This is a genomic window from Nocardioides glacieisoli (genome assembly GCF_004137245.1).
GTDB classification, from domain to species: Bacteria; Actinomycetota; Actinomycetes; order Propionibacteriales; family Nocardioidaceae; genus Nocardioides; species Nocardioides glacieisoli.
Window position 1 is genome coordinate 659,902 of the sequence record NZ_SDWS01000002.1, and the last position, 26,295, is coordinate 686,196.

The 26,295-nt window shown below is 71.8% G+C and carries 27 protein-coding genes and 1 pseudogene; 19 read left to right on the forward strand and 9 right to left on the reverse strand.

Features of this window, described 5'->3' with window-relative positions; translation table 11 throughout:
* Positions 1-39: 39 nt before the first annotated feature.
* Entirely contained in the window at positions 40-1,614 is a 1,575-nt protein-coding gene (locus EUA06_RS07375; protein ID WP_129474346.1) for a glucoamylase family protein, read from the forward strand.
* A 35-nt stretch (positions 1,615-1,649) separates the two neighbouring features.
* Here EUA06_RS07375 and EUA06_RS22720 read toward each other — a convergent pair whose 3' ends face one another.
* Together EUA06_RS22720 and dapD are read right to left on the reverse strand one after the other, a co-directional pair.
* Positions 1,650-2,585 (reverse strand): VldE C-terminal domain-containing protein, encoded by a 936-nt coding sequence (locus tag EUA06_RS22720; protein ID WP_207208246.1) that lies wholly within the window; start codon positions 2,583-2,585, stop codon positions 1,650-1,652.
* Positions 2,586-2,630: 45 nt separating this feature from the next.
* A complete protein-coding gene (gene dapD, locus EUA06_RS07385; protein WP_129474347.1) occupies positions 2,631-3,572 on the reverse strand; it encodes a 2,3,4,5-tetrahydropyridine-2,6-dicarboxylate N-succinyltransferase in 942 nt (313 codons plus the stop codon).
* A 66-nt stretch (positions 3,573-3,638) separates the two neighbouring features.
* On the opposite strand from dapD, the gene EUA06_RS07390 reads away from it, so the two are divergent.
* Complete coding sequence (locus EUA06_RS07390; protein ID WP_129474348.1) at positions 3,639-4,343, forward strand: hypothetical protein; 705 nt, start codon at positions 3,639-3,641, stop codon at positions 4,341-4,343.
* 22 nt (positions 4,344-4,365) lie between these two features.
* Here EUA06_RS07390 and EUA06_RS07395 read toward each other — a convergent pair whose 3' ends face one another.
* Complete coding sequence (locus tag EUA06_RS07395; protein ID WP_207208247.1) at positions 4,366-4,896, reverse strand: DinB family protein; 531 nt, start codon at positions 4,894-4,896, stop codon at positions 4,366-4,368.
* Between the two features lie 325 nt (positions 4,897-5,221).
* Between EUA06_RS07395 and EUA06_RS07400 the strand changes: the two genes are divergently transcribed.
* Both EUA06_RS07400 and ileS read left to right on the forward strand, forming a co-directional pair.
* Positions 5,222-6,121: a hypothetical protein gene (locus EUA06_RS07400; protein WP_129474349.1), complete on the forward strand. Its 900-nt coding sequence runs from the start codon at positions 5,222-5,224 to the stop codon at positions 6,119-6,121.
* 396 nt (positions 6,122-6,517) lie between these two features.
* The gene (ileS, locus tag EUA06_RS07405) at positions 6,518-9,751 is read left to right on the forward strand and encodes an isoleucine--tRNA ligase (protein WP_129474350.1); all 3,234 of its coding nucleotides are present in this window, start codon (positions 6,518-6,520) and stop codon (positions 9,749-9,751) included.
* Here the strand turns inward: ileS and EUA06_RS07410 are convergent.
* Positions 9,730-10,518 (reverse strand): ABC transporter permease, encoded by a 789-nt coding sequence (locus EUA06_RS07410; protein WP_129474351.1) that lies wholly within the window; start codon positions 10,516-10,518, stop codon positions 9,730-9,732. The two genes, ileS and EUA06_RS07410, sit on opposite strands and share 22 nt — an antisense overlap.
* On the reverse strand, positions 10,515-11,504 hold the full coding sequence (locus tag EUA06_RS07415) for an ATP-binding cassette domain-containing protein (RefSeq protein WP_129474352.1): 990 nt from the start codon (positions 11,502-11,504) through the stop codon (positions 10,515-10,517). Before EUA06_RS07415 ends, EUA06_RS07410 begins: the two co-directional genes overlap by 4 nt.
* A gap of 91 nt (positions 11,505-11,595) precedes the next feature.
* Between EUA06_RS07415 and EUA06_RS07420 the strand changes: the two genes are divergently transcribed.
* The 6 genes from EUA06_RS07420 to EUA06_RS07445 are packed head-to-tail and all read left to right on the forward strand — an operon-like array spanning position 11,596 to position 15,679.
* Positions 11,596-12,351, forward strand: a complete 756-nt coding sequence (locus EUA06_RS07420; RefSeq protein WP_129474353.1) for a TetR/AcrR family transcriptional regulator C-terminal domain-containing protein — start codon at positions 11,596-11,598, stop codon at positions 12,349-12,351.
* Between the two features lie 4 nt (positions 12,352-12,355).
* Entirely contained in the window at positions 12,356-13,435 is a 1,080-nt protein-coding gene (dapE, locus tag EUA06_RS07425) for a succinyl-diaminopimelate desuccinylase (protein WP_129474354.1), read from the forward strand.
* A 4-nt stretch (positions 13,436-13,439) separates the two neighbouring features.
* Positions 13,440-14,210, forward strand: coding sequence for an LOG family protein (locus tag EUA06_RS07430; protein ID WP_242498007.1), 771 nt, complete (start codon positions 13,440-13,442; stop codon positions 14,208-14,210).
* Positions 14,207-14,494: a DivIVA domain-containing protein gene (locus EUA06_RS07435; RefSeq protein WP_242498008.1), complete on the forward strand. Its 288-nt coding sequence runs from the start codon at positions 14,207-14,209 to the stop codon at positions 14,492-14,494. The genes EUA06_RS07430 and EUA06_RS07435 overlap by 4 nt, the downstream gene beginning before the upstream one ends.
* A 16-nt stretch (positions 14,495-14,510) precedes the next feature.
* Complete coding sequence (locus tag EUA06_RS07440) at positions 14,511-14,933, forward strand: hypothetical protein (RefSeq protein ID WP_129474356.1); 423 nt, start codon at positions 14,511-14,513, stop codon at positions 14,931-14,933.
* Positions 14,933-15,679: a M14 family zinc carboxypeptidase gene (locus EUA06_RS07445; RefSeq protein ID WP_242498029.1), complete on the forward strand. Its 747-nt coding sequence runs from the start codon at positions 14,933-14,935 to the stop codon at positions 15,677-15,679. Before EUA06_RS07440 ends, EUA06_RS07445 begins: the two co-directional genes overlap by 1 nt.
* 65 nt (positions 15,680-15,744) lie before the next feature.
* Here EUA06_RS07445 and EUA06_RS07450 read toward each other — a convergent pair whose 3' ends face one another.
* Positions 15,745-16,542, reverse strand: a complete 798-nt coding sequence (locus tag EUA06_RS07450; protein ID WP_129474358.1) for an enoyl-CoA hydratase/isomerase family protein — start codon at positions 16,540-16,542, stop codon at positions 15,745-15,747.
* Positions 16,543-16,717: 175 nt separating this feature from the next.
* Here EUA06_RS07450 and EUA06_RS07455 point away from each other — a divergent pair, with 175 nt between their 5' ends.
* Genes EUA06_RS07455 through EUA06_RS07465 form a run of 3 tightly spaced genes read left to right on the forward strand, consistent with a single transcriptional unit; the run spans position 16,718 to position 18,787 of the window.
* Entirely contained in the window at positions 16,718-16,885 is a 168-nt protein-coding gene (locus EUA06_RS07455; protein WP_082602897.1) for a DUF3117 domain-containing protein, read from the forward strand.
* Between the two features lie 2 nt (positions 16,886-16,887).
* On the forward strand, positions 16,888-18,423 hold the full coding sequence (locus tag EUA06_RS07460) for a leucyl aminopeptidase family protein (protein WP_129474359.1): 1,536 nt from the start codon (positions 16,888-16,890) through the stop codon (positions 18,421-18,423).
* 13 nt (positions 18,424-18,436) lie between these two features.
* Positions 18,437-18,787 (forward strand): hypothetical protein, encoded by a 351-nt coding sequence (locus EUA06_RS07465; RefSeq protein WP_242498009.1) that lies wholly within the window; start codon positions 18,437-18,439, stop codon positions 18,785-18,787.
* Here the strand turns inward: EUA06_RS07465 and EUA06_RS07470 are convergent.
* Positions 18,784-19,443 carry an O-methyltransferase gene (locus tag EUA06_RS07470; protein WP_242498010.1) on the reverse strand — a complete coding sequence of 220 codons (660 nt, stop codon included), beginning with the start codon at positions 19,441-19,443 and terminating at the stop codon, positions 18,784-18,786. The genes EUA06_RS07465 and EUA06_RS07470 overlap by 4 nt on opposite strands.
* Before the next feature lie 190 nt (positions 19,444-19,633).
* On the opposite strand from EUA06_RS07470, the gene sigE reads away from it, so the two are divergent.
* Genes sigE through EUA06_RS07485 form a run of 3 tightly spaced genes read left to right on the forward strand, consistent with a single transcriptional unit; the run spans position 19,634 to position 22,211 of the window.
* A complete protein-coding gene (gene sigE / locus EUA06_RS07475) occupies positions 19,634-20,191 on the forward strand; it encodes an RNA polymerase sigma factor SigE (protein ID WP_242498011.1) in 558 nt (185 codons plus the stop codon).
* Entirely contained in the window at positions 20,191-20,712 is a 522-nt protein-coding gene (locus EUA06_RS07480) for an anti-sigma factor family protein (RefSeq protein WP_129474361.1), read from the forward strand. The genes sigE and EUA06_RS07480 overlap by 1 nt, the downstream gene beginning before the upstream one ends.
* Positions 20,709-22,211 carry a S1C family serine protease gene (locus EUA06_RS07485; protein ID WP_129474362.1) on the forward strand — a complete coding sequence of 501 codons (1,503 nt, stop codon included), beginning with the start codon at positions 20,709-20,711 and terminating at the stop codon, positions 22,209-22,211. The genes EUA06_RS07480 and EUA06_RS07485 overlap by 4 nt, the downstream gene beginning before the upstream one ends.
* A 165-nt stretch (positions 22,212-22,376) precedes the next feature.
* On the opposite strand, the gene EUA06_RS07490 is transcribed toward EUA06_RS07485, so the two are convergent.
* On the reverse strand, positions 22,377-22,640 hold the full coding sequence (locus tag EUA06_RS07490) for a helix-turn-helix domain-containing protein (RefSeq protein ID WP_129474363.1): 264 nt from the start codon (positions 22,638-22,640) through the stop codon (positions 22,377-22,379).
* A gap of 100 nt (positions 22,641-22,740) precedes the next feature.
* Here EUA06_RS07490 and EUA06_RS07495 point away from each other — a divergent pair, with 100 nt between their 5' ends.
* Genes EUA06_RS07495 through EUA06_RS07505 form a run of 3 tightly spaced genes read left to right on the forward strand, consistent with a single transcriptional unit; the run spans position 22,741 to position 25,630 of the window.
* Complete coding sequence (locus tag EUA06_RS07495; protein WP_165354299.1) at positions 22,741-23,418, forward strand: SAF domain-containing protein; 678 nt, start codon at positions 22,741-22,743, stop codon at positions 23,416-23,418.
* Positions 23,419-23,422: 4 nt separating this feature from the next.
* On the forward strand, positions 23,423-24,676 hold the full coding sequence (locus tag EUA06_RS07500) for a CpaE/TadZ family protein (RefSeq protein WP_129474365.1): 1,254 nt from the start codon (positions 23,423-23,425) through the stop codon (positions 24,674-24,676).
* Positions 24,677-24,730: 54 nt separating this feature from the next.
* Positions 24,731-25,630: a calcium-binding protein gene (locus EUA06_RS07505; RefSeq protein ID WP_129474366.1), complete on the forward strand. Its 900-nt coding sequence runs from the start codon at positions 24,731-24,733 to the stop codon at positions 25,628-25,630.
* On the opposite strand, the pseudogene EUA06_RS22330 reads toward EUA06_RS07505, so the two are convergent.
* Positions 25,609-26,295: pseudogene (locus EUA06_RS22330) on the reverse strand (hypothetical protein); the annotation flags it as partial. The gene EUA06_RS07505 and the pseudogene EUA06_RS22330 overlap by 22 nt on opposite strands.

Consider the following 26,295-nt stretch of genomic DNA (forward strand, 5'->3'; position numbering starts at 1 on the left):
CACACCGACGCCCTTTCTCGGGCAAGGAGGCACCACCCCATGAAGATCCGTCCACCCGTCGCGCTCGCCGCGACCGCAGCCCTCGCGGCTGCCGCACTGGCGATCCAGCCGCCGACACCGGCCGCCGCCGGCGACCGTCCCTCGTCCGGGTCCCGCGCCGTGCTCGAGGAGTACATGGCCGACAGCTGGAGGTCGATGGCCGCGATGACCGACGAGTCCACCGGGCTCCCGGCCGACAACATCGGCGGCGACCTCGCTGCCTCCTCGCGCAGCGGCTACACCTCGCCGACCAACATCGGCGCCTACCTCTGGAGCACGGTCGCTGCCCGCGACACCGGGCTGATCTCGCGTCGCGAGGCGCGCGAGCGGGCGCGTACGACGATCGCGACCGTCGCCGGGATGGAGAAGCACGAGCCGTCCGGCATGTTCTACAACTGGTACGACCCTGCGACCGGCGACAAGCTGGACGTCTTCCCGGGCGGCGGGGCCATCGAGCAGTTCGCCTCCAGCGTCGACAACGGCTGGCTCGCGACCGGCCTGCTCCTGACCGAGCGGGCGATCCCGGCGCTGAAGCACCAGGCCCGGGCGATCCGCTCGCAGATGGACTTCGGCTACTACTACAACCCGGCCGAAGGGGTTCGGAAGGAGCCCGGCAGCGACGCCCCCGTGGGCGGTCAGATCCGCGGCGGCTTCTGGGTCGACCCGCCGTCCGGCTGCTCGGTCGCGGACAACTACCGCGGTGACGAGGACGTCTACTACACCTGCCACCACTACGGGTCGTTCAACACCGAGCCGCGCATCGCCTCCTACCTCGGCATCGCCGCCGGGCAGATCCCGGCCAAGCACTACTTCGGCACGCTGCGCACCTTCCCGCCGACGTGCGACTGGTCGTGGACCGAGACCAAGCCGACCGGCGAGTGGCACACCTACGAGGGCGTCGACGTCTTCGAGGGCACCCTGCCCTACCGCGGCCACCGGCTGGTCCCGACGTGGGGCGGCAGCATGTTCGAGGCGCTGATGGTGCCGCTGTTCGTGCCTGAGGAGACGTGGGGCGCCCGCTCGTGGGGCGTCAACCACCCGCTCTACGTGCAGGCCCAGATCGAGCACGGCATGGACGAGGCCGGCTACGGCTACTGGGGCTTCTCCCCGTCCAACGACCCCGCCGGCGGCTACCGCGAGTACGGCGTCGACCAGCTCGGCATCGACGGTCCCGGCTACACCTCCGACCAGGAGCGGACCTCCTGGGAGCAGGCCTACGAGGGCTGCCCGGACCGCGCCGGGACGCCCGCCCCGACGGCGTACGGCGACGGCGTGGTCACCCCGCACGCGTCCTTCCTCGCCCTGCGCTACGCGCCCGACCAGGCACTGGCGAACCTCGCGAAGCTGCGGGAGAACTTCGACGCCTACGGCCCCGGCGGCTTCTACGACGCCGTCGCCGTCCGCTCGGGCACGGTGTCGAAGAAGTACCTCGCGCTCGACCAGGGCATGGTCGTCGCCGCGCTCGGCAACGCCCTCGCCGGCGACTCCCTGCGCACCTACGTCAGCCGCGGCGCACTGTCCGACAAGGTGCGACCGCTGATGGAGGAAGAGGTCTTCACCACGCAGGCCCGCTGACCTGAGTCACCCCACGTGCGCGTCGACGTCTGGCGTCAGTCGAAGACGTCGACGTGCACGTGGTCGCGGTGCTCCAGGATCTGCTGGTCACCGCCTGACGACGACGGCACGCGGTAGTCGGTCCAGCCGTCGCCCGATCGCGAGCCGGCATGCCAGATGCGGTCGTCGAAGATCAGCGTCTTGATGTCGAGGCGATCGGCGTTGGCCACGAGGTAGGTGGCCATCGCCCAGCCGCGCTGGTTGTTCTCGGCGTTGATCGGTCGGTAGAAGATGTCGATCGCGCGCCCCTCGTAGTGCGCCGATCCGTCCATGTGCCCGCTCGAGACGCCCCGCGGCTCGAAGCCGCCGAGCGACAGCGCGCCGAACCGGGCCTCGAGGTCGGTGCGTACGACCGCGGCCCGCGCGACCAGCCCGGCGTCGTCGAGGTCGTCCGAGTCCTCGTCGGCGTCGCCCGGGACGTCGCACCACATCGCCTGCGCCGAGTTGCCGGTGAGGGCCGAGGCCAGCGCGCGACCGTCGTCCTCGTGGTCGGCGTACGCATCGGGGTAGGCCGAACGCTGCACCGCCTGCGCCGCCACGGTGATCTCCATCTCGCGATAGCCGTCGATCTTCTCGAGCGCGTCGTAGAAGGCGTTGGTCGCGTAGACCGGGTCCATCAGCTGGGGGATCGTCCCCCAGCCCTGCGACGTGCGCTGCTGGAAGAGCCCGACGGAGTCCCGGTCGCCGTAGTCGATGTTGTAGAGCTTCGACTCCTGGAACGCCGTGGCGAGCGCGATGCTCGCGGCCCTCGCCGGCAGGCCGCGCTCGATCGCGACGGCGGTGATGAGCGCGGCGTTCTCGGCCTGCTCGAGGTCGATCTCGACCCGGTGGCCGTCGACCTCGGCGGTGCAGCCACTGGTGTCGAGGATGGACGGCACGCCGCCGCGCTCGACCAGCACGACGGACGTGGCGACGGCTCCCAGGGCCACCACCGCTCCGATGGTGACCGTCCGCAACGACGGCATCGCGGGCCCTGGCTAGTTGGCGTGCAGTGCCGCGTTGAGGGCGATGCCGGCGCCGTCCGACCCGCCCTTCCACGGCACGGCCTCGATGGCGCCGCTGACCGAGTTGCGGCGGAACAGGATGTTGTCGACGCCCGAGAGGGTGGCCGCCTTGACGACCTGCGGCTTGCCGTCGATGTCGGCGACGGTGACCTTGGTGCCGGCGGTGACGTAGCAGCCGGCCTCGACCACGCAGTCGTCGCCGAGCGAGATCCCGATGCCGGCGTTCGCGCCGACCAGGCAGCGCTCGCCCACGGAGATGACCTCCTTGCCGCCGCCGGACAGCGTGCCCATCACGGACGCGCCGCCACCGATGTCGGAGCCGGCGCCGACGACGACGCCCGCGGAGACGCGGCCCTCGACCATCGACTCGCCGAGCGTGCCGGCGTTGAAGTTCACAAAGCCCTCGTGCATCACGGTCGTGCCCTCGGCCAGGTGTGCACCGAGACGCACGCGGTCGGCGTCGGCGATGCGGACGCCGGTGGGGAGGACGTAGTCGACCAGGCGCGGGAACTTGTCGACGCCGAAGACGGTCACGTGCTGTCCGGCGCCGCGGAGCCGGGCGCGGGTGGCCTCGAAGCCCTCGACCGTGCACGGGCCCGCGGAGGTCCACACGACGTTGGCCAGCAGGCCGAAGATGCCCTCGAGCGACTGGCCGTGCGGCTTGACCAGGCGCGTGGACAGCAGGTGCAGCCGCAGCCAGACGTCCTCGGTCGACGCCGGAGCGGCGTCGAGGTCGTCGATCTCGACCAGCCGCACCTCGCGACGTACGCCACGGAGGTCGTCGTCGCCCTCCAGCGCCGTCAGCTCGGCCGGTGCGTCGCCCTCGGTCGCGCCGAGCGCGGGGGAGGGGAACCAGGCGTCGAGGACGGTGTCGTCAGCGAGGGTGAGGAGGCCGTAGCCGGAGGCAGCAGTCACCTCACCAGCCTACGGATGCGACCCATTCCGCCCACATGCGCGTCCGCCCGGTGCGACACTGCGCCCATGACCAGGCACCTCTCCTCCGTGGTCGGCCTCGTGCTCGCCGCCGTCCTCGCCGTCGTGGGCGTGGGCCCCGCCGTGGCGGACGGCACGGTCGCGGACGGGGTCACCCTGAAGGTCACCGCGCCGCGCTCCGACACGCTGGTGAAGGGCGTCTGGACGCGCATCCAGGTCACGGTCACCAACACCTCCTCGGTGCCTGCCGAGGACGTCCAGGTCACCGGCAGCGGCAACGGCGTCCGGTTCCGCAAGCTCTCCGTCGGCGCGCTCGATGCCCAGGGCAGTCGCACGGGGCTCGTGTGGGCGAAGCTCCGCGTGGCGTCGTCGACCCTCAAGCTCGATGCCACCGAGCTCGGCGTCCCCCTGGGGCGTACGTCGGTGAAGCTGGGGCTGCGGCCCGCACCCCTGCCGCCGCGTGCGACGGGGTGGTCGGGTGACGGCGTGGGCTTCCAGCTCCTCGGCGGCTACATCAACGTCCTCAAGGGCACGGTGCGCACCAGCTGCGGCACGACCGCGGACTTCCTCTTCCCCGCCATCGCCGTCCCGCGCAACAACGAGGTCTACGGCACGGCGGTCGGTGCCGACGGCTCGCAGATGGAGCTGGTGCTGGACTTCCTCACGACCACGCGCGGCGTGGGCACCATGACGTACTCCTTTGACGACCGGTGTCGCGGGGTGCTGCGCTTCACCGTCCGCGCAAACCTCTAGTCGACCTGCTCACCGGACCTGCTCACTGGCCGGTGCGGCCGTCGATGCACTCGCGCACGAGGTCGGCGTGCCCGCAGTGGCGGGCGTACTCCTCGATCATGTGGACGATGATGTCGCGCACCTCGGTGGGCTCGCCGTGGACGTCGACCACGGTGTCGAGGTCGGTGCGGTCCAGCACCTCGCGGGCGTACGCGATCTCGCCCTCCCACAGCGCGTGGGACTCACGGACCAGGTCGTCGTCGACGTCCGGGAGGTCGAACCCGCCGTCGTCGTCCTGGAAGAGCCGCGGGATGTCCATCCGCTCCTCGATCACCCGGCGGAACCAGCTCTGCTCGACCCGCGCCATGTGGCGCACCAGCCCGAGCAGCGAGATGTTCGACGGCGGCACCGCCCTCGTCGCGAGCTGGTCGGCGTCGAGGCCGTCGCACTTGAGCGCGAGGGTGCCGCGGTAGTGCTCGAGGTAGCCGACCAGGCACTCCTTCTCCCCGCGGGTCGGTCCCTCCTGCATCCGCGGGTCCTGGTCCTGGGGCAGCCACATGCCGTTGAAGTTCATGGGGCCCACCCAACCGGGCCCGCGGCGGCGTAGTCCAGTGAGATCTGGTCGGCCGCGCTCGGTAGTCCACTGAGGTCTGGCTGCCGAACCAGCCCTTCGACGACCAACCCTCACTGGACTACACCGGCCCCTGAACCTGCCCTGTGGACAGCCGGTACGCCCCCTCCAGCCCGGGAACGCTCGTGGGGTGTTCACGCCGCCGCCCTTCCATCCGCGCCGTCCGGGTCTGGTCGCGCCCGTCAGATGTGACGCGGCCGGTCTCCTCGGCCCGCCACGGGGGCAGGCGCGCGGTCCGCGATGGCGTACGACCGGTTGCGGGCTCGTCGTGCCTGCGCACGTCGTGCAGACACCCGCCCAGCGGGCGGTCGAGGCGGCGGCCGTGCTGAAGAAGGACGAAGCCGTCACTGGATGGGCCGGACTGGCCTGGCTCGGTGGCACGTGGTTCGACGGGACCTACGACGGCGTACGACCGAGGCCGGTGACGGTCGTGGCTCGAAGGAACGTGCGGGCGCAGCCCGGCTTCGAGGTCAGCCAGGAGTTCCTGCACCCCGACGAGATCGAGGTCGTCGACGGCCTCGCGGTGACCATGGCGGTCCGGTCGGTCGTCTTCGAGATGAGGTACGCCGACGGGTTGGGCGCGGCGATCGAGGCGATCGACATGGCGTGCTACTCCGACCTCGTGTCCATCGCGGAGGTGACGGCGTACGTCGGTCAGCTGGGGCCGGTCACCGGGATCCAACAGGCGCGTGACTCGCTGCTCGAGGCCGAGGAGAACTCGTGGTCGCCGCGCGAGACCAGGATGCGCGGCGTCTGGACGCGGCGTGCCGGCCTGCCCCGACCCCGATGCAACGTGCCCGTGTTCACCTTGGACGGACATCACGTCGGGACACCTGACCTCATCGACCCAGCGACCGGGCTGGTGGGGCTGTACCACGGCGACAGCCACCTGAGTCTCGTGGGAGCGTCCAAGGACAACTGCCAGGACGCGGACTTCCGAGACCTCGGCCTCGAGCCAGTTGCGATGTTCGCCACGGACTGGCACGACCTCGGTGCCTTCACCCGTCGCCTTCTCGCAGCGGGCGCACGAGCACGTACGCGCGCGGGTGAGCGCGCCTGGACGATCGACCCACCGGCGTGGTGGACGCCCACCGAGACCGTCGCCCAGCGGCGGGACTTGGCCGACTGGCAGCGCGACCGCTACCTCCGCTACCGCCAGGCTGCCTGATCAGTGGCGGGTGAGGTGGCTGCTCGACCTTGCCTGCCGACCGGGGTAGTCCAGTGAGGGATGGCTGTCCAGGAGGGGGTCCGGCAGCCAATTCTCACTGGACTACCCCGACGGGGCAGCCAGAAGTCACTGGACTACCGAGGCGGCGGCAAACCGATTGGCGCGGGCCTCGGCGCGCGCCGTACGATCGCGGCAGGCGTCTGAGCCGTCATCAGCGGCGAGCCTCGGGAAGAACGGGTACGGCGATCCGGCCGGCACCTCAGTAGAACCCGGCGGGTGCGGCCCGACACAGCCGGAACGAGCGGGGATCCCCGGATCCCAAGCGAGGTGGTACCGCGGCAGACGTCGTCCTCGTGTCAGGAGACCGAGACACGACGCACCGCGAGGAGCACCCAGATGACCTACCCCAAGGTCTCGCACACCGATGCCACGACCGTCGCGAGCAGCCCCCGCTTCCCGGCGATCGAGGAGGCGGTGCTCGCCTACTGGGAGGCCGACGACACCTTCCGCGCGAGCGTCGAGCAGCGCGACGCGGGTGACGACGGCAGCAACGAGTTCGTCTTCTACGACGGCCCGCCGTTCGCGAACGGTCTGCCGCACTACGGCCACCTGCTCACCGGCTACGTCAAGGACCTCATCCCGCGCTACCAGACGATGCGCGGCCACAAGGTCGAGCGCCGCTTCGGCTGGGACACCCACGGCCTGCCCGCCGAGCTCGAGGCGATGCGGCTCAACGGCATCAAGACCACCGACGAGATCGTCGAGCTCGGCATCGAGAAGTTCAACGAAGCCTGCCGCCAGTCGGTCCTGAAGTACACCGGCGAGTGGCGCGACTACGTCACCCGCCAGGCCCGCTGGGTCGACTTCGACAACGACTACCGCACCATGAACCCGGAGTTCATGGAGTCGGTCATGTGGGCCTTCAAGCAGCTCCACGAGAAGGGCCTGGTCTACGAGGGCTTCCGCGTGCTGCCCTACTGCTGGCAGGACGAGACGCCGCTGTCCAACCACGAGCTGCGGATGGACGACGACGTCTACCAGATGCGGCAGGACCCGGCCGTCACCGTCGGCTACGACGTCACGACCGACGGCCCGATGAAGGGCGTCAAGGTCCTCGTCTGGACGACCACCCCCTGGACCCTCCCGAGCAACCTCGCCGTCATGGTCGGCGAGGACATCGACTACGTCGTCGTGGAGTCCGACGGACCCACCGGCAGCACCGAGCGCTACCTGATCGCCGACGCCCGCCTGGCGTCGTACAAGCGCGAGCTCTTCCCCGACACCGACGAGCCCACGATCGTCTCCCGGCACACGGGCGCCGACCTCGTCGGCCTCGAGTACGCCCCGCCGTTCTCCTACTACGCCGGCCACCCGAAGGCCTTCCGCCTCGTGCCGGCCGAGTTCGTCACGACCACGGACGGCACCGGGCTCGTCCACACCGCCGGCGCCTTCGGTGAGGACGACAAGGTCGTCACCGACCGCGAGGGCATCGAGGCGGTCATGCCGGTCGGCAAGGACGGGCGGTTCACGTTCCCGGTCACCGACTACGAGGGCATGCAGGTCTTCGACTCCAACCTCCAGGTCATCGACCACCTCAAGGCCGCCACCACGGGCGCCGGCGAGACGGGCTCCGTCACGCCCGGCACCGTGCTCGTGCGCCGCGAGACCTACGACCACTCCTACCCGCACTGCTGGCGCTGCCGGCAGCCCCTGATCTACAAGGGCGTCTCGTCGTGGTTCGTCGAGGTGACCAAGGTCAAGGAGCGGCTGATCGCGCTCAACCAGGACATCCGCTGGGTGCCCGACCACATCAAGGACGGCCAGTTCGGCAAGTGGCTGGAGAACGCCCGCGACTGGTCGATCACCCGCAACCGCTTCTGGGGCAGCCCGGTGCCGGTGTGGAAGTCCGACGACGAGCACTACCCGCGGATCGACGTCTACGGCTCGTTCGAGGAGATCGAGCGCGACTTCGGCCGGCTGCCGCTAGGCCAGGCCGGCAACCCCGACCTGCACCGCCCGTACGTCGACGACCTGACGCGCCCGAACCCCGACGACCCGACCGGGAAGTCGACCATGCGCCGGGTCACCGACGTCCTCGACGTGTGGTTCGACTCCGGCTCGATGTCGTTCGCGCAGGTGCACTACCCGTTCGAGAACAAGGACTGGTTCGACAACCACTTCCCGGGCGACTTCATCGTCGAGTACATCGGCCAGACCCGCGGCTGGTTCTACACGATGCACGTCCTGGCCGGCGCGATCTTCGACCGTCCGGCGTTCTCGACGTGCCTGAGCCACGGCATCGTCCTGGGCAACGACGGCCAGAAGATGTCGAAGTCGCTGCGCAACTACCCCGACGTCCGCGAGGTCTTCGACCGCGACGGCGCCGACGCGATGCGCTGGTTCCTCATGTCGAGCCCGATCCTGCGCGGCGGCAACCTCGTCGTCACCGAGCAGGGCATCCGCGACTCGGTGCGGCAGGTGCTGATCCCGCTGTGGAACAGCTGGTCCTTCTTCAGCCTGTACGCCAACGCGGCGGGCGACGGCAGCGGCCACGAGGCCACCTGGCGGACCGACAGCGCGGACCCGATGGACCGCTACATCCTGGCCAAGCTGCGCGACTACGTCGCCGCGATGACCGACCAGCTCGACAACTACGAGGTGGCCGCGGCGTGCGACTCGACGCGCGGCTTCCTCGACGTGCTCACCAACTGGTACATCCGCCGCTCGCGCGAGCGCTTCTGGGACGAGGACGCCGACGCCTTCGACACCCTCTACACGGTGCTCGAGGTCGTCTGCCGGGTCACCGCGCCGCTGATGCCGCTGACGACCGAGGAGGTCTGGCGCGGTCTCACGGGCGAGCGCTCGGTCCACCTCACCGACTGGCCGTCGGCCGACGACCTGCCCGCCGACGAGGCGCTCGTGGCCTCGATGGACGCCGTCCGTGACGTCTGCTCCGCCGGCTCCGCGCTGCGCAAGGCGGCCAACCTGCGCAACCGCCTGCCCCTGCAGTCGCTCACCGTCGTCGTGCCCGACGCGTCGGGCCTCGCCGGCTTCGACCGGCTGGTGGCCGACGAGCTGAACCTCAAGGAGGTCCGGCTCCTCGACCTCGACACCCCCGAGGCGGCGTCGTACGGCGTCGAGCAGCGGCTCACCGTCAACGCCCGCGCGGCGGGCCCGCGGCTCGGCAAGGACGTGCAGCTGGCGATCAAGGGCTCGAAGACCGGCGACTGGTCGGTCGCCGAGGACGGCACCGTCACCTCCGGCGGGCTCGCGCTGGTCGAGGGGGAGTACGCCCTCGACACCGTCGCGGGCGACGCGTCCGGTGGCACGGCGACCGGTGTGCTGCCGCGCGGCGGCTTCGTCGTCCTCGACACCGAGGTGACGCCCGAGCTCGAGGCCGAGGGCACCGCCCGCGACCTGGTGCGCGCGGTCCAGCAGGCCCGCAAGGACGCCGGCCTCGCCGTCTCGGACCGGATCGCGCTCACCGTCTCCGCCCCGGCGGAGGTCCTCGACGCTGCCCGGACCCACGAGGGCCTCCTCGCCGAGGAGACCCTCGCGACGTCGGTGTCGTACGCCGATGCGGCCGAGGTCGCCGTCGACGTCGTCCGTCAGACCGACAGCCTCCGGTAGGCGCGCGCCGAGAGCGGGACGAACACGGCAGCCAGCACCAGCGGCCAGACGAGCGCCACCGCCACGGGGTGGTCGGCCAGGATCCCGTCGGTGATCCCGGCCGGGTTGCCGAAGAGCTCGCGGCACGCCGCGGCCGTGGCGGAGACGGGGTTCCACTGCGCGAGGAACCCCAGCCAGGCCGGCATGTCCTGGGGCGAGACGAACACGCTCGACAGGAAGCCGATCGGCCAGACGAGGATCTGCACCGCCATCACGCCGCCCTCGCCGCGGAGGACCAGGCCGAGGAAGATCCCCAGCCACAGGAGCGCGAAGCGGAGCCAGAGCAGCAGGCCCACCGCCAGCAGGCTCTCCGACCACGACCCGCCGGCGCGCCAGCCGATCAGCAGGCCGCCCGCCATCAGGACGAGCAGCTCGACGGTCGAGTTGGCGAGGTCCGCGCCCGCACGGCCGAGCGGCACAGCGACGCTGCTGATCGGCAGCGAGCGGAAGCGGTGGGTCACGCCCTTCTTGGAGTCGTTGGCGATCGCCGTCATCGTCCCCTCGAGGCCGAACATCATGGCGAGGGCGAACATCCCGGGCATCAGGTACGACAGGTAGTCGCCGCCGCCGGGCAGCTCGATCGAACCGCCGAGGAGGTAGCCGAAGACGAGCAGCAGCATGATCGTGAAGGCGATCCCGAACAGCGGCGTCCAGGGCTCGCGCTGCCAGTGCTTCAGGTCGCGGAGCATGATGATCCAGCTCTGTCGCAGGGCGCTGGTCGTGTTCATCGGTGACCTCCGTCGGCGGTGGCGGTGCGGTCTGTGGTGGTGGGGCGGTCGGTGAGGTGCAGGAACACCTCGTCGAGCGTGGGCTCACGGAGCTGGACCTGGGTCGGGGTGATGCCGGCGGCGTCGAGGGCGCGGACGACGGCGAGCAGGGCAGCGGTGCCGCCTTCAGCCCCGGCCTCGACGACGATCTCGGCGCGCTCCTCGTCGAGGCGGACCTCGCCGGACACGGCGGCTGCGACCGCGACCTTCGCGGCGGCCGAGCCCGTCGCGGTCGGCAGGACGACCAGCACCCGGTCCCCACCGAGCCGTGACTTCAGCTCCGCCGGGGTGCCCTCGGCGATCACGCGTCCGGCGTCCATCACGGTGATCCGGTCGGCGAGCCGGTCGGCCTCGTCGAGGTACTGCGTCGTGAGCAGCACCGTGGTGCCCAGGGCCACCACCCGCCGTACTGCGTCCCACACGTCGGCACGCCCACGCGGGTCGAGGCCCGTCGTCGGCTCGTCGAGGAAGAGCACGGCTGGCCGGGTGATGAGGCCGGCGGCGATGTCGAGGCGCCGCCGCATGCCGCCGGAGTACGTCGACACCTTGCGGTCGGCCGCATCGGCCAGGTCCAGTGCCTCCAGCAGCTCGTCCGCCCGGGTGCGTGCCGCGAACGTGCCGAGTCCGTGCAGCCGGGCGAACATCACCAGGTTCTCGCGCCCGTGGAGGATCTCGTCGAGCGCTGCCGACTGGCCGACGAGGCCGATCGCGGCGCGCACCTGCGCGTGCTGGGTGGCGACGTCGAACCCCGCCACCCGGGCCTCGCCCTCGTCGATCCGGGTCAGCGTCGCGAGGGTGTGGACCGCGGTGCTCTTGCCGGCGCCGTTGGGTCCGAGCAGCGCATGCACCGATCCGGCGGCGACGGTGAGGTCAAAGCCGTCGAGGGCGTGCGTGTCGCCGTAGCGCTTGCGCAGTCCGCGGGCCTCGAGGGGTGGGGCGAGGGTCATCGTTCCTCCAATAATCGTACGACGTACGGAGTTAAGCGCGCGGAGCGTACCATATATTCCGTACGGCGTACGATGTCGTTAGGGTGGACGCGTGCCCGACCCCGATCCCGTGCTCAAGCTGCTGTGGCGGCACCACGCCACGAGCCCCGATGTGGCCCCGCGCCGGGGGCCGAAGCAGAAGGTGAGCGTCGACGACGTCGTCGACGCTGCTATCGACCTCGCCGACGCCGACGGGCTGGCTGCGCTGTCGATGCGGGGCCTCGCGCAGCGCCTCGGCCTCGGGGCGATGACGCTCTACACCTACGTCGCCACTCGCAACGACCTCGTCGTGCTGATGGTCGACCAGGTCGTCGGCCGCAGGGTGCTGCCGCCGCACCCCGACGACCTGCGCGAGCGGCTCGAGCAGGTGGCCCGGATGCAGTACGACGACTGCCGCGCCCACCCGTGGCTCCTGGACGTGACGGGTCTGCGGGCCTGGCTCGGGCCGCACGTGGCGGACCGTTACGAGTGGCAGCTCGGCGCGGTCGAGGGCCTCGGCCTCGACGACATCGAGATGGACCAGACCGTCACCCTCCTCGCCACCTTCGGCACCGGCGCCGCGCGGGCCGAGGAGGCCGTACGCCACGCCGAGCGCGAGACCGGGATGACCGACGCGGTCTGGTGGGAGGCCAACCACGAGGCGCTCACTGAGGTGATGGCCGGGCGCGAGTACCCGCTCGCCGGCCGCGTCGGCACGGCCGCGGGGGAGGCCTACCAGGCCGCCAGCGACCCGCGGCGCGAGCTGGACTTCGGGCTCGCCCGGATCGTCGACGGGCTGGTCGCCCACCTCGCGGAACGGGCACGCTGACAAGATGGCGGGCATGGATCTCGACCTGACCGCCGACGTCGTCGCCCTCACCCAGCAGCTCGTCGACACCTTCTCCGTCAGCCACGAGGAGCAGGAGATCGCCGACGCGGTCGAGGCGGCACTGCTCGCCCTGCCGCACCTGACGGTCACCCGTCGTGGCCACACGATCGTCGCGCGCACCGACCTCGGCCGTGGCGAACGGGTCGTCATCGCCGGCCACCTCGACACGGTGCCGCTCAACGACAACCTGCCGTCGCGCCTCGAGGACGGCATCCTCCACGGGCTGGGCAGCTGCGACATGAAGGGCGGCGACGCAGTGATGCTCAAGCTCGCCGCCGACGTCGCCGAGCCCAACCGTGACCTCACCTTCGTCTTCTACGAGGCCGAGGAGGTCGACTCGGTGCACAACGGGCTGCGCAAGCTCACCGAGAGCGACCCCGAGCTGCTGGAGGCCGACTTCGCGATCCTGATGGAGCCGAGCAACGCCTCGGTCGAGGCCGGGTGCCAGGGCACGATGCGCGTCGACGTACGCACCACCGGCGAGCGCTCCCACAGCGCGCGCAGCTGGAAGGGCGTCAACGCCATCCACCTGGCCGCACCGGTGCTCGCCCGGCTCAACGACTACGTCGCCCGCCAGCCCGAGATCGACGGCCTGAGCTACCACGAGGGGCTCAACGCGACCGGCATCCGCGGCGGCGTCGCCGGCAACGTGATCCCCGACGAGTGCGTCGTCGAGGTCAACTTCCGCTTCGCCCCCGACCGCAGCGAGGCGGACGCCGAGGCGTTCGTCCGCGACTTCTTCGAGGGGTACGACGTCACGGTGACCGACCTCGCCGCGGGTGCGATGCCCGGCCTCGACCGCCCGGCAGCAAAGGAGTTCCTCGAGGTCGTCGGCGGGGAGGTCGCGCCGAAGTTCGGCTGGACCGACGTCGCGCAGTTCACCAAGCTCGGGATCCCGGCGGTGAACTTCGGCCCGGGCGACCCGATGTTCGCGCACAAGCAGGACGAGCACGTCCCGACCGAGCACATCGAGCGCTGCGAGCGCATCCTGAAGGACTGGCTGACGGGGACAGTCGATGAGTGATGGCATGAGCGACAACACCCACCGCCGGGTCAAGGGGCGCGAGATCGAGCGCCGCGGCCAAGTGAAGGAAGGCAGCACCACCGACCAGCGCCTGCTCGACTCCCGCGGACCCACTGACTGGGTGCACACCGACCCGTGGCGGGTGCTCCGCATCCAGTCGGAGTTCGTCGAGGGCTTCGGCTCGCTCGCCGAGCTCGGCCCGGCCATCGCGGTCTTCGGCTCCGCGCGCACGCCGACCGACCACCCGTTCTACGCCATCGCGGAGGACGCCGGACGCAAGCTGGCCGAGGCCGGCTTCGCCGTGATCACCGGTGGCGGCCCGGGCGCGATGGAGGCCGCCAACAAGGGGGCGTGCGAGGCGGGCGGCGTCAGCGTCGGGCTCGGCATCGAGCTGCCCTTCGAGTCCGGGCTCAACCAGTGGGTCGACAAGGGCATCAACTTCCGCTACTTCTTCGCCCGGAAGACGATGTTCGTGAAGTACTCCCAGGGCTTCGTGGTCCTGCCCGGCGGCCTCGGCACGCTCGACGAGCTCTTCGAGGCACTTACGCTCGTGCAGACGCAGAAGGTGACGTCGTTCCCGATCGTGCTGATCGGCACGGCCTACTGGCAGGGCATGTTCGACTGGCTGCGCGAGACGGTGCTGGCCGAGGGGAAGATCAACGCCAAGGACCTGGACATGATGGTCGTGACCGACGACGTCGACGAGGCCGTGTCGCTCATGGTCGCGGCGCGCGAGGACCGCTGGCCCACGCCGGCCCCGGAGCGTCCCGAATGATGTGGCTGTTCGCGATCCTGATCGTGCTCGCGCTGGGCGGCGTGGCCGTCGTCGCGTCGGGGCGCGGCGGATCGATGGCACCGGCGTACGACGACCGTCCCGACCTCGCGCTGCCCGCCGACCGACCGCTGGTGGCGCGGGACCTGCGATCGGTGAGGTTCCCGCTCGCGGTCCGCGGCTACCGGATGTCCGACGTCGACGAGCTGCTCGCGCGACTGGCGACGGAGCTCGAGGACCGTGAGGCCCCGGACGAGGGCACGTCTGGCGACCGAGACCCGGCCTAGGGCAGACTGCTTCGACATGTCGTTCCCGATCGTGGTCTGGATCCTCACGGCCCTCGCTGCCGTGGCGATCGTGCTGACCCGACTGCGCATGCGCGCGTCGGACGCCGCGGGACGGCTCTCGATCAGCCGTCGGCTGCCGCTGGTCCACTTCGCTGCAGGGGTGGTGGCGCTCGTGCTGTGGATCGGGGTGCTGGTGGCGCCGGAGGACAGCCTGGTGGGCGGTCCGCTGTTCGGCATCCTCGCGATCGCGGCATGGTGGCTCACGGCGGTCTGCGGTCTGCTGATCCTGATGCGGTGGCTGCCGACGAAGGGCCGGCACGCCCCGGAGGCGTCCGGGGACAGCTGGAGCGACGGGCCGGGGCTCTCGCTCCTGGCCCACCTCGGCATGGTCGTCGGCGTCCTCGTCTTCACCTACGCCTACCTCACCGCCGCGGTGTGATGGTCCGCGTCCACGGGCTCGTCCTGGGCCTGCTCGTCGCCCTGCTCGCCCTCCCCGGCACCGCCCACGCGGTGACCGCAGCGCCGGGGGACCGGCCGGCAGTGGTCGAGGTCCGCACCATCGGCCACTCCGTCAAGGGGCGGCCGATCCGCGCGTGGCGGCTCGGCGAGCCCGGCAAGCGGCCGATCGTGCTGGTCTCCACCATGCACGGCAACGAGCCGCACACCCGGCGCATCCTGGAGAGCCTGCGCGACGGGCGGGCGATCCGGGGCGTCGACCTGTGGGTCGTGCCGACGTACAACCCCGACGGGCTCGCCACCGGCTCGCGGCGCAACGCGCGCGGCGTCGACCTCAACCGCAACTTCCCCCACCGGTGGAAGGACCTCGACGGGAGCTACGAGTCGGGTCGCCGTCCCGCCAGCGAACCGGAGACGCGGGCGATGATGGCGTTCCTCGACGAGATCGCCCCGAAGCGCGTGATCAGCTTCCACCAGCCGCTGCACGGCGTCGACACCGACACCAAGGACGCCGGCTTCGCCCGCCGCCTGGCCCGTGCGCTCCGGCTGCCGCGCACGACCCTGGACTGCGGTGGCCTGTGCCACGGCACGATGACGATGTGGTTCAACCACCGCTTCGACGGCTCCGCGCTCACCGTGGAGTACGGCGCGCGACCCTCGCGCCACCGGATGTCCGTGCAGGCGCCGCGCCAGGTCCTCGACGCGCTGCGCGCCCGCCGACCCCGATAGTCCCCATCAAATGGGCTGTCCCACGGCGTCCCCGACAGCCCATCTGATGGGGACTACCGAGGGGGTCACCGACCGCGGTAGACCGGCTTCTCCTTGGCCACGAAGGCGTTGACCGCCGCGAGGTGGTCCTCCGTGCCGCCGGTGAGCGCCATCTTCTCCGCCTCGAAGGCGAGCGACTCCTCGAGCGGGTGCGAGGCGGAGTACGCCACGGCCTGCCGGATCGAGCCGAAGGACACCGTGGGTCCGGCCGCGAGCCGGCGCGACAGCTCGTCGACGGCACCGGCGAAGTCGTCCTGCGTGACGACCTGGGTGGCGAGCCCGAGCTCGAGCGCCTCCTGGGCCGACACGGTGCGCGGGAAGTAGAGGAGCTCCATCGCCTTGGCCCGCCCGACCAGTCGCGGCAGCGTCCAGCTCGAGCCGGTGTCGCAGGACAGCGCGACCCCCGCGAACGACGTGTTGTAGCCCGCGGAGTCGACCAGGATCCGGAAGTCGGCGGCGAACGCCAGGCTCGCCCCCGCACCGGCGGCCACGCCGTTCACGGCCGCGACCACGGGCTTCGGCATGGTCGACAGCGCCAGCACGATCGGGTTGTAGTGCTTCTCGACGGTGTCCGACAGGGGCACGTCCGCCTCGCCGGTCAGCCCCGCCAGGTGCTCCTTGAGGTCCTGGCCGACGCAGAACGCGCGACCGCTGCCGGTGAGCACGACGCACCGCACCTCCGGGTCGTCCGCGACCTGTCGCACCGTCTCCAGCAGGAGGTCCTTGGTGGCCACGTCGAGGCCGTTCATCGCCTCGGGGCGGTTGAGCGTGATCGTCGCGACGGCGTCGGTGACGTCGAGGAGGACAGGGGGAGAGCTGGTCATGAGGGGCAGTCTGCCCGACCCTGAGCGGGCGTCGGTGCGCCCTGTGGTGCCGATCACGTGGGTCATGAGGGATAATGGGAGCGTACGACGCCTATCGGGGCGGCCAGGCACCACTCAGCCGCTCCGATTCGCATGTGAAGAGCCACTCAAGGCTGAACAGGAAGAGGGTGCGCCGATGGCCGCCATGAAGCCCCGTACGGGCGACGGACCGCTCGAGGTCACCAAGGAAGGCCGCGGCATCGTCATGCGCGTCCCCCTCGAGGGTGGTGGGCGGCTCGTGGTCGAGCTGAACGCCGACGAGGCGACAGCTCTCGGAGACGCCCTCAAGGGCGTCGTCGGCTGATCGTGGCCCCGACCGCACAGCTGCCCGCGCAGGTCTCGCCGCCCCAGTTCGCCCTCAGTCCCGCGTTGCCGCACCAGATCGGCGGCGCGGAGGTGTGGGCGTTCCCGGTCCTTCCCGACCCGGGCGGCCCGCTCCTCGGCCCCGGCGCCGACGAAGCGTCCGACACCCTCGGTGTGGACCTCCTGGCCGCCCTCGAGGCGGCCCGCGGCACCGGTCGCGCGGGTGAGGTGACCACCGTCCCGGTCGGCAGCGCCGAGCGGGACGACGACGTGGCCCTGGTGCTCCTGGTCGGCGTCGGCGACGGCTCGGTCACCGACTTCCGCCGCGCCGGCGCGGCCGTCGCCCGGGCCACGAAAGACCGCGCGAACGTCGTCACCACCCTGGCGGCCATCGCCCCCGACGAGGGCCTCGGCGCCTTCGTCGTCGGTGCGATGCTCGCGTCCTTCGCCTTCCACTGGCGCTCGACGGGGCCGAAGGAGCGTCCGGTCGCACGCATCGTGCTCGCCGACATCGACGACGACGGCGCGGACGACGAGCTCGCCCGGGCCATCGCCCTCGGCGGTGCGGGCTGGCGCTCGCGTGCGCTCGCCACTGTCCCCGCCAACCTCAAGACTCCCGCCTGGCTCGCCGAGCAGGCGATCGAGGTCGGCGAGGCGGCCGGTCTCGACGTCACCGTCTGGGACGAGGACCGGCTCGCCGCGGAGGGCTTCGGCGGCCTGCTCGCCGTCGGCGGCGGATCGGTCAACCCGCCGCGCCTCATCCGGATGGACTACGCGCCGCCCGGCGCGAACCGGCGTACGCCGACGGTGGTGCTGGTCGGCAAGGGCATCACCTTCGACAGCGGTGGCCTCGACATCAAGCCGAGCGAGGGCATGCTGACGATGAAGCGCGACATGAGCGGGGGCGGCGCCGTCATCGCGACCATGGCCGCGCTCCGCGACGTCGACTGCCCCGTCCGCGTCGTCGGCCTGGTGCCCGCCGCCGAGAACTCCGTCAGCGGCTCCGCGATGCGCCCCGGCGACGTGATCACGCACGTCGGGGGTCGCACCTCCGAGGTCAACAACACCGACGCCGAGGGCCGCCTGGTCCTCGCCGACGCGATGGCGTACGCCGTCGCCGAGCTCTCGCCGAAGGCGCTGGTCGACATCGCCACCCTGACCGGAGCGATGAAGGTGTCGCTCGGCCAGTGGACCGGCGGCTACTTCGCCAACCACGAGGCGCTCGCCGAGCAGGTCGAGTCGGCCGCGACGGCGTCCGGCGAGCTCGTGTGGCGGATGCCCCTCGTCGCCGACTACGAGGACAAGGTCACCTCCAAGATCGCCGACGGCGACAACGCCGCGGGCGGCGCGGGTGCGATCACGGCGGCCCTGTTCCTCCAGCACTTCGCGGGCGACGTCCCGTGGGCGCACGTCGACTTCGCCTCCGCGGCCGAGTCCCCGACCGACCGCCACGAGTGGACCGCCGGTCCGAGCGGCTGGGGCCCGCGGCTGCTGCTGGCCTGGCTCGGCTCCGAGGACCCGCTGGCGGGCATCGCCTGATGCGGAGCCCGAGATGGAGCCCGCCGTGCTGGGGCTGACCATCCGCTGGTCGCTCGTCGGTGCGCCCGAGGGCGTCGAGGAGGAGCTGGCGAGCTTCGTCGCCGAGACGTCCCACGCGCGCTTCACCGGCATGGCCGGGCTGCGCTGGAAGACGTGGCGGATGGTGCGCGGCGAGTGGTTCGAGGGGTCCTACGTCTTCGCGACCAGCGAGGCACGCGAGGAGTTCCAGCGGACCTTCACTGAGGGCGCGGCGGAGTCGCCGGGGTCCCGGATGATCGGCTCGTCGCCGATCCTGGTCGAGGCGTGCGACATCGTCGCCGTCGCCGAGGGCTGGGACGGCTTCACGGCCGCGCCGCGCGTCTAGGCCTCCGGCGCCCACTCCTTCTTCGCGACCAGCAGGCCGTCGCCGACGGGCAGGAGGATCGGCACGAGTGACTCGTGCTCGAGGATGGCGCGGCCGAGCTCGCGGATGGCGACGGTCTCCTCGTCGCGCTGCGACGGGTCGGCCACGCGGTCGTGCCACAGGGCGTTGTCGAACGCCACGATCCCGCCGGGACGCAGCAGCCGCAGCGCCTCCTTGAGGTAGGCGGCGTACTCGCGCTTGTCGCCGTCGCAGAACACCAGGTCGTAGTGGCCGTCGGTGAGGCGGGGGAGCACGTCGAGCCCCGCGCCGGCGATCGTGCGGGCGCGGTTGCCGGTGATGCCGGCCTCGGCGAAGGTCTCCTTGGCCAGGCGCTGGTGCTCGGCCTCGATGTCGACCGTGGTGAGCACGCCGTCGGAGCGCATGCCGCGCAGCAGCCACAGGCCGGAGACGCCCGTGCCGGTGCCGATCTCGACGACCGCGCGGGCGTCGAGGACGGAGGCGAGGAACCGGAGCGCGGCACCGGCGCCGGAGCCGACGGGGGTCACCCCGACCTCCTCGGCGCGGCTGCGCGCGGCGGCGAGGATCTCGTCCTCGGCCACGAACGACTCGGCGTAGGTCCAGCTCGCGGGCTTGATCGGCTGCGTGGGGGTCGGCACGGACGGGACTCTATCGCGGGAACACACCGGGCACGTCGCTCGTTGGAGGCGGTACGCCACCGCGCGGAGCCGCGAGTTTCTTGGCTCATGCGCATGAGGTTCACAGGCAACTCTCAGGCGCAGTACCTAGCGTCAGGAAAGGACGGGGAACCCGTTGCAGCTCAGGTCGAGGAAGAACGAGGGGTCACCCGTGGGTGAGCACCAGGTCGCCGTCCCCACGTGGGACGAGGTCGTCGAGCAGCACTCCGACCGGGTCTTCCGCCTGGCCTACCGGCTCACGGGCAACCGCCCCGACGCCGAGGACCTCACCCAGGAGGTCTTCGTCCGCGTCTTCCGCTCGCTCGACACCTACACGCCCGGCACCTTCGAGGGCTGGCTGCACCGCATCACCACCAACCTCTTCCTCGACGGCGCCCGCCGCAAGCAGCGGATCCGCTTCGACCCGCTCTCCGACGAGCGGGCCGCGCGGCTGACGAGCTCGTCGCCCGCACCGGAGCTCGCCCTGGCCGACCAGACCTTCGACGACGACATCGAGACCGCCCTCGCCACGCTGCCGCCCGACTTCCGCGCCGCCGTGGTGCTGTGCGACGTCGAGGGGCTGACCTACGAGGAGATCGCGGAGATCCTCGACGCCAAGCTCGGCACCGTCCGCTCGCGCATCCACCGCGGTCGCGGCATGCTGCGCAAGGCGCTCGCCCACCGCGAGCCGGCTGCCGGCCGCGAGCGCTACCGCGGGGCGGTGTCGTGATGACGCATCTGGGATCGCGCGTCAGCGCCCTCGTCGACGGCCGTCTCGGCCCCGAGGAGGAGGAGCGCTGCTGGAGCCACGTCCACACGTGCCACACCTGCCGTGACCTCGTCGAGCACGAGGGCTGGGTCAAGACCCAGCTCGCCCAGCTGTCCTACGGCCCCTCCCGGCCCTCGCACGACTTCAAGTCGGCCCTCGTGGGGCGCTGCTCCAAGCTCTCCTCGGAGCCCGGGTCGCTCGCCGGTGCGTCCTTCCCCACCGCGGGCCACCGGACCCGCCGCGGGCTCGTCGCCATCGGTGGCGGCGCCGCCAGCGCCTGTGTCGTCGGTGTCCTGGTGCTCGGCGCGGCAGGTTCGCCGCGGATCGAGCCGCGACCGCCGGCCACCGACCTGAGCCGGCCGGCAGGTCCGGTCACCCCCGCCACGGGCGTCGACGACCGCAGCGCGCGCGGTCCCGTCTCACCCTCCCGGATGCCCCTGGCCGAGCGCCTGGTGGCGATCCGGGAGAAGATCGCTCCGTGAACGACGAGCACCCGAGCGACGAGCAGCAGCCCCAGCCGACCGAGGAGCCCACCCAGCCCCTCGCCGGCTGGCGTGCCCCCGACGCCCAGCCGCAGGACCGGCCCGAGGACCAGGGCCAGGCCCAGTCCGGGGATCGGCCGCAGGGCCAGCCGCAGAGTCGGCCGTACGGCTGGGCCGCCGACGAGCCCGGCCCGCCGCCGTTCGGCAGCACCTACGGCGAGCAGCCGCGGGCCCGGGACCCGCAGCCCGAGCCGCCCATCCAGCCCCAGCCCGTGCAGCAGGCTCCCCAGACGGTCTCGTTCGGCCCCGGCGGGCCCCCCGGACCCGGAGGCCCGGCCTACTTCGGTCCCGGTCCGCGTCCCTACCCGCCGGTCGACTACGCCCGCCCCGCCCCGCCCCGCAAGCTCGCGCTCTGGGTCTGGCCCGCTGTGGCAGTCCTCGCCCTGGTCGTCGGTGTGCTCGGCGGCCTTGCCGGCGGCGCGCTGCAGGACGAGCTCGCGGCCCAGCGCGGGACGAACGACAACGGCCTCGACGGCGTACGCACCCAGTCGGCCGCGCCGCTCGACGCCGACAACGGGTCGGTGCCCGCGGTGGCGCAGGCGCTGCTGCCCAGCACCGTGCAGATCGTCGCGGAGTTCGACGGGCAGGCCGCCGGTGCCACGGGCTCCGGCTTCGTGCTCGACCGCGAGGGTCACGTGGTCACCAACAACCACGTGGTCGCCTCCGCCGCCGAGGACGACGGCCCCATCGTCGTCATCGACCACGAGGGCGAGCGGCACGAGGCCACGGTCGTGGGCCGCAGCGCGGTGTACGACCTCGCGGTGCTCGACGTCGATGGCGCCGAGGAGCTCGAGCCCGCCGCCCTGGGCAAGTCCCAGGTGCTCCGCGTGGGCGACCCGGTGATCGCCCTCGGCGCCCCGCTGGGGCTGAGCCAGACGGTTACGTCGGGCATCGTCAGCGCGCTCGACCGACCGGTCACCACGTCGGGTGAGTCCGACGACGAGTCGTCCTACATCAACGCCGTGCAGACCGACGCCGCGATCAACCCGGGCAACTCCGGCGGGCCGCTCGTCAACCTCGCCGGCGAGGTCGTCGGCGTGAACTCGGCGATCGCCACCAACGGGGGCGCGTCCGGCGAAGCGGGCAACATCGGCGTCGGCTTCGCGATCCCGATCGAGCAGGTCATCGCCACCGTCGACCAGATCCTGCGGACCGGGAAGGCGGAGTACCCCGTCATCGGTGCCCAGGTGCGCACGGGCGGCGAGCCCGACGCGCAGGGCGCGACCATCACGGAGGTCATGCCCGGCACGCCCGCCGAGGTCGCGGGTCTGCAGAAGGACGACGTCGTCACGGCCGTCGACGACCAGCCGGTCAACGACGGCATCGCGCTCATCGTCGCCATCCGCACCCACCGCCCGGGGGAGACCGTGGAGTTCACGGTGCTGCGCGGCGGCGACGAGCAGGTGGTCGAGGTCGAGCTCGACGGCAAGGTCGGATAGACCACCGCTGACCGGGCAGTTCCTCGCGCTGCAGGCCGCTGACCGGGCACTTCCTCGCGCTGCAACCGCGAGGAAGTGCCCGGTCAGCCTGTTTCAGGGCGAGGAAGTGCCCGGTCGGCGCGTCCTAGGGCGAGGAAGTGCCCGGTCGAGGCGTGTGGGTGAACCTCACCGCTCGGACGTCGGGGCCTCGGACTCGACGAAGGGGTGCTGGTCGACGAACTCCTTGGTCTCGGCGTACATCCGCTGGATGAACTCCTCGAGCTGGACGTTCTCCACCCGCCACTGCCCGCGGCCGCCGATCTTGATGGCCGGGAGGTCGCCGCGGCGGACGAGGGCGTAGACCTGCGCGCTGGAGGTGTTGAGCGCCTCGGCGACGTCGGCGAGCGTGAGGAAGCGGGGGGCGCGAGGCTCCTGGGGGTCGTCGGCCATGGGTCCATCCTCGCACCGGCGGCGCGGCCGACGGCGTCGCCCGGCCGCGGCCTGTGGAGAGACAGGTGTGAATTCCCGGCGGGACGGCAATGATGCTCGCGTGTCTCGGAACAAGTCTCGGAACGGGTCGGGTGCGCCGCGCGCGCTCGACGTCCCGGCAGCCACGCGCTCGAGCTCGCACGGGTGGCGCGACCCGCGCCTGTGGGTCGGGGTCGTGCTGGTCACCGGCTCGGTCGTGGCCGGCGCCCGCCTGCTGTCCACCGCCGACGACATGACCTCGGTCTGGGCGGCCTCCTCCGACCTCGCAGCCGGCCAGACGATCACGGCCGACGACCTGCGCGCGACGAGGCTCCGCTTCGACGACGCCACCGACGAGCAGCGCTACCTCGGCGTCGACGACGAGCTGCCCGCCACGCTCACCCTGACCCGCCCGCTCGCGGCCGGTGAGCTGGTGCCGGCCGCCGCGCTGGGGGAGGAGGCCGACGACGACTCGGTCGCCGTCTCCGTCGCGGTCGCCGCGGAGCACGTGCCGACCGACCTCGGCCGCGGGTCACGCGTCGACGTCTGGGTGATCGGTGAGGATCGTGGCTCGCGCGCCGAGGCGGAGCTCGTGCTGGCGGACGTGCTGGTCGTCGACGCCCCGGTCGTCACCGACTCGTTCGCGTCCGCCACGACCCGACAGCTGGTGCTGGCCGTGCCGCAGGACGACGAGGTGTCGCTCGGCGTGGTGCTCGCGGCCAGCGGCGACGACCGCGTCCGCGTCGTCGGTCGGGACTGACACCGTGATCTGCGTCCTGCTGCTGGCGGCCGGGGAGGGCTGGGAGTCCCCGGCGCTGGCCGACCTCGAGGCCCACCCGGGGGTCGTGGTGCTCAAGCGGTGCGTCGACGTCGACGACCTCCTCGCCTCGGTCACCAGCGGTCAGGTGGACGTCGCCGTGGTCGCGCTCGACGCTCCCGGGCTGGATCCGGCGAGCGTCGCGCACCTGCGCCGGCACGCCGTACGCCCCGTCGCCGTCACCACGGCCCGGTCCGACGACCTCGACGTGCGTGAGCACGCCCAGCGGCTGGGCATCGGGTCGGTGGTCGGCGCCGGTGCGCTGGCGATGCTGCCCGAGGTCGTGACCGCCGTCGAGGAGGGCGACACCCGGGCCCGCGGTGACGACGCCCCGGTCGAGCCGCCCGCACCGGGGTCGACAGGGGACCCCGGTCGGGTCGTCGTGGTGTGGGGGCCGGCCGGTGCGCCGGGTCGTACGACCGTCGCCACCAACCTGGCGTGGGAGGTCGCGCGCCGCCAGGTCGACGTGGTGCTGGCCGACCTCGATCCCTACGGCGGGTCGGTGGCCCAGCAGCTCGGCATCCTCGACGAGGTCTCGGGGATCCTCTCCGCGTCGCGCCTCGCGGCGTCGGGCCAGCTGGACGAGCGCTTCGCCTCGGTGTGCCGAGGGGTGGGGGAGCACCTCGCCGTGGTGACCGGACTGCCGCGCGCCGACCGGTGGCGCGAGGTGCGCGCCGCGCAGGTCGACCAGCTGCTGGAGCGCGCGAGCGTCGCCGGCCACGTCGTCGTGGACACCGGATTCAGCCTCGAGGACGAGGCGGGCCACGACCTCGGTGGCCGACCCGGTCGCAACGCACTGACGCTCGCCGCGCTCGACCTGGCGGACGAGGTCGTCGTCGTCGGCGCGGCCGACCCGGTGGGGCTCGCCCGGCTGGCCCGCGGCCTGGTGGACCTTCGCGACCGCGTCGGCGGTGTCCCGGTGCGGGTCGTGGTGAACCGGATGCGCGGGTCGATCGGGTGGTCGGAGAAGGAGATCGCCGGCATGGTCGAGGGGTTCAGCCGGGTCGCCGGACTCCACTTCCTGCCCGAGGACCGCGCCGGGCTGGACAAGGCGCTGGTCTCCGGGAGCCCGCTGGCCGCGACGGGCGACTCCGCGCTGGTGCACGGGATCGCCGCGCTCGCCGACGCCGTGTTCCCGGCGTCCGTGCGCCCGGCGAGCGGCAAGAGAAGGCAAGGCAGAAGTAAAAACCGGCAGAAATAGAGCAATTCCTCAAGGTTCGTCGTAGTTTGGACCCTGATCCTTGAGGAGAACCCCGTGCAACGACCCATCCGCGTCTGCGTCCTCACGCTGACCGCCCTTGCCCTCACCGCGACGCCGGCGCTCGCGGCAAAGCAGATGCGCGGCACGACCACGGACGACGTCATCAACGGCAAGGCTCGCGCCGACTTCATCATGGCCCTCGGCGGGCGCGACCGGATCCGGGGCTTCGGCGGGGACGACAAGGTCTACGGCGGCAATGGTGACGACGTCGTCTACGGCGACGACGGCAACGACTGGATCACCGCCCAGCCCGGCACCGACTGGGTCGACGGCGGCAACGGCAACGACAAGATCGACGGCGGCTCGGGCGACGACGCGCTCTTCGGCAGCGACGGCGACGACATCCTGGCCGCCAACGTCGGCAACGACGTCCTCGACGGCGGCGCGGGCAACGACCTGCTCGGCGGCAACGACGGCGACGACCGCCTCCTCGGTGGTGACGGCTCCGACAAGCACATCGGCGGTGCCGGCAACGACTGGATCGACGGTGGTCCCGGCGACGACGGCGCCATCCAGGGTGGTGCGGGCAACGACGTGCTCATCGACGGCGACGGCCACGACTGGCTGGTCAAGGGCGACGAGGGCGACGACACCGTCTTCCTCGGCCCGGGTGCCGACAAGGTCTTCTCCGAGCAGGGCAGCGACGCCATCTACGTCCTGCCCGACGGGTTCGTCGACAAGATCCGCTGCGACGACGGCACCCAGGAGAACGGCGCAGCCGACGCCGTCTACTTCGTCGGCTGGCGCGACCCGCTCGACGTGGTCGACCCCTTCGGCAGCTGCGAGATCGTCGAGGTCATCAGCTACCTCCCCGGCAACTGGCCCTACGGCCCGGTCGGCATGCCGGACGGCTCCGTCCTCGCGCTACGTACTCACGCAGCGAACAGCAGGTAGAGACCTCCCACGGTGAAGCTCACCATCGCCACGAGCAGGGGCAGCTGACCGGTGAGCTGGTGCCGTTGTGGGAGGAGCTTGATGGCACGGTCGTGGGCGGCCACCACCCCGAGCACGTGGCCGAGCGCGACGGCGAGGACCTTGGTGACGGCGAGGAACGTCGGGTGCTGCGAGAGCCAGTAGTTGATCTGCAGGTCGGCGGTGCCGAGGTAGTCGTCGCCACGGGTGAACGGGTCGCTGAGCTGGATCAGCGTCTGCTGGCCGTACTCGAAGAAGTAGGTCAGGTAGTGGGCCACGATGTAGCCGACGATGATCGGCACGACCGAGTGGGCGAAGAGGTCGGGGAGCGCTCGGCGCGGGGTGTCGCTGGTGACGCCGGTGGCCATCGTCGCGACGGTCAGGATGATCGCGACCCCGACGGAGAAGACGATGAGCGCGACGGTGTCCGGCAGGACCCGTGAGGCGGACAGTGACTGGACCAGCTTGAGCCAGACGGTGGAGCCGCGGAACGAGTCGAACGCGGTGCTGCCGAACAGGACGCCGACGACGGCGACGAGGCCGGGGCGTGCGACCAGGGTGTCCAGGTTCGCCAAGGGGCTGCGGATGACGAGCCGCCCGTCGCGGCGGCCCCAGATCGAGAGCTTGGCGACCAGCGAGGAGTAGAC

Excerpts from the sequence above, each read along its gene's own strand:
- EUA06_RS07375 (WP_129474346.1), top strand. The coding sequence starts at position 40 with ATGAAGATCCGTCCACCCGTCGCGCTCGCCGCGACCGCAGCCCTCGCG.
- EUA06_RS07390 (WP_129474348.1), top strand. The coding sequence starts at position 3,639 with ATGACCAGGCACCTCTCCTCCGTGGTCGGCCTCGTGCTCGCCGCCGTC.
- EUA06_RS07395 (WP_207208247.1), bottom strand. The coding sequence starts at position 4,896 with ATGAACTTCAACGGCATGTGGCTGCCCCAGGACCAGGACCCGCGGATG.
- ileS (WP_129474350.1), top strand. The coding sequence starts at position 6,518 with ATGACCTACCCCAAGGTCTCGCACACCGATGCCACGACCGTCGCGAGC.
- EUA06_RS07410 (WP_129474351.1), bottom strand. The coding sequence starts at position 10,518 with ATGAACACGACCAGCGCCCTGCGACAGAGCTGGATCATCATGCTCCGC.
- EUA06_RS07415 (WP_129474352.1), bottom strand. The coding sequence starts at position 11,504 with ATGACCCTCGCCCCACCCCTCGAGGCCCGCGGACTGCGCAAGCGCTAC.
- dapE (WP_129474354.1), top strand. The coding sequence starts at position 12,356 with ATGGCGGGCATGGATCTCGACCTGACCGCCGACGTCGTCGCCCTCACC.
- EUA06_RS07430 (WP_242498007.1), top strand. The coding sequence starts at position 13,440 with ATGAGCGACAACACCCACCGCCGGGTCAAGGGGCGCGAGATCGAGCGC.
- EUA06_RS07435 (WP_242498008.1), top strand. The coding sequence starts at position 14,207 with ATGATGTGGCTGTTCGCGATCCTGATCGTGCTCGCGCTGGGCGGCGTG.
- EUA06_RS07440 (WP_129474356.1), top strand. The coding sequence starts at position 14,511 with ATGTCGTTCCCGATCGTGGTCTGGATCCTCACGGCCCTCGCTGCCGTG.
- EUA06_RS07445 (WP_242498029.1), top strand. The coding sequence starts at position 14,933 with ATGGTCCGCGTCCACGGGCTCGTCCTGGGCCTGCTCGTCGCCCTGCTC.
- EUA06_RS07450 (WP_129474358.1), bottom strand. The coding sequence starts at position 16,542 with ATGACCAGCTCTCCCCCTGTCCTCCTCGACGTCACCGACGCCGTCGCG.
- EUA06_RS07455 (WP_082602897.1), top strand. The coding sequence starts at position 16,718 with ATGGCCGCCATGAAGCCCCGTACGGGCGACGGACCGCTCGAGGTCACC.
- EUA06_RS07465 (WP_242498009.1), top strand. The coding sequence starts at position 18,437 with ATGGAGCCCGCCGTGCTGGGGCTGACCATCCGCTGGTCGCTCGTCGGT.
- EUA06_RS07480 (WP_129474361.1), top strand. The coding sequence starts at position 20,191 with ATGACGCATCTGGGATCGCGCGTCAGCGCCCTCGTCGACGGCCGTCTC.
- EUA06_RS07490 (WP_129474363.1), bottom strand. The coding sequence starts at position 22,640 with ATGGCCGACGACCCCCAGGAGCCTCGCGCCCCCCGCTTCCTCACGCTC.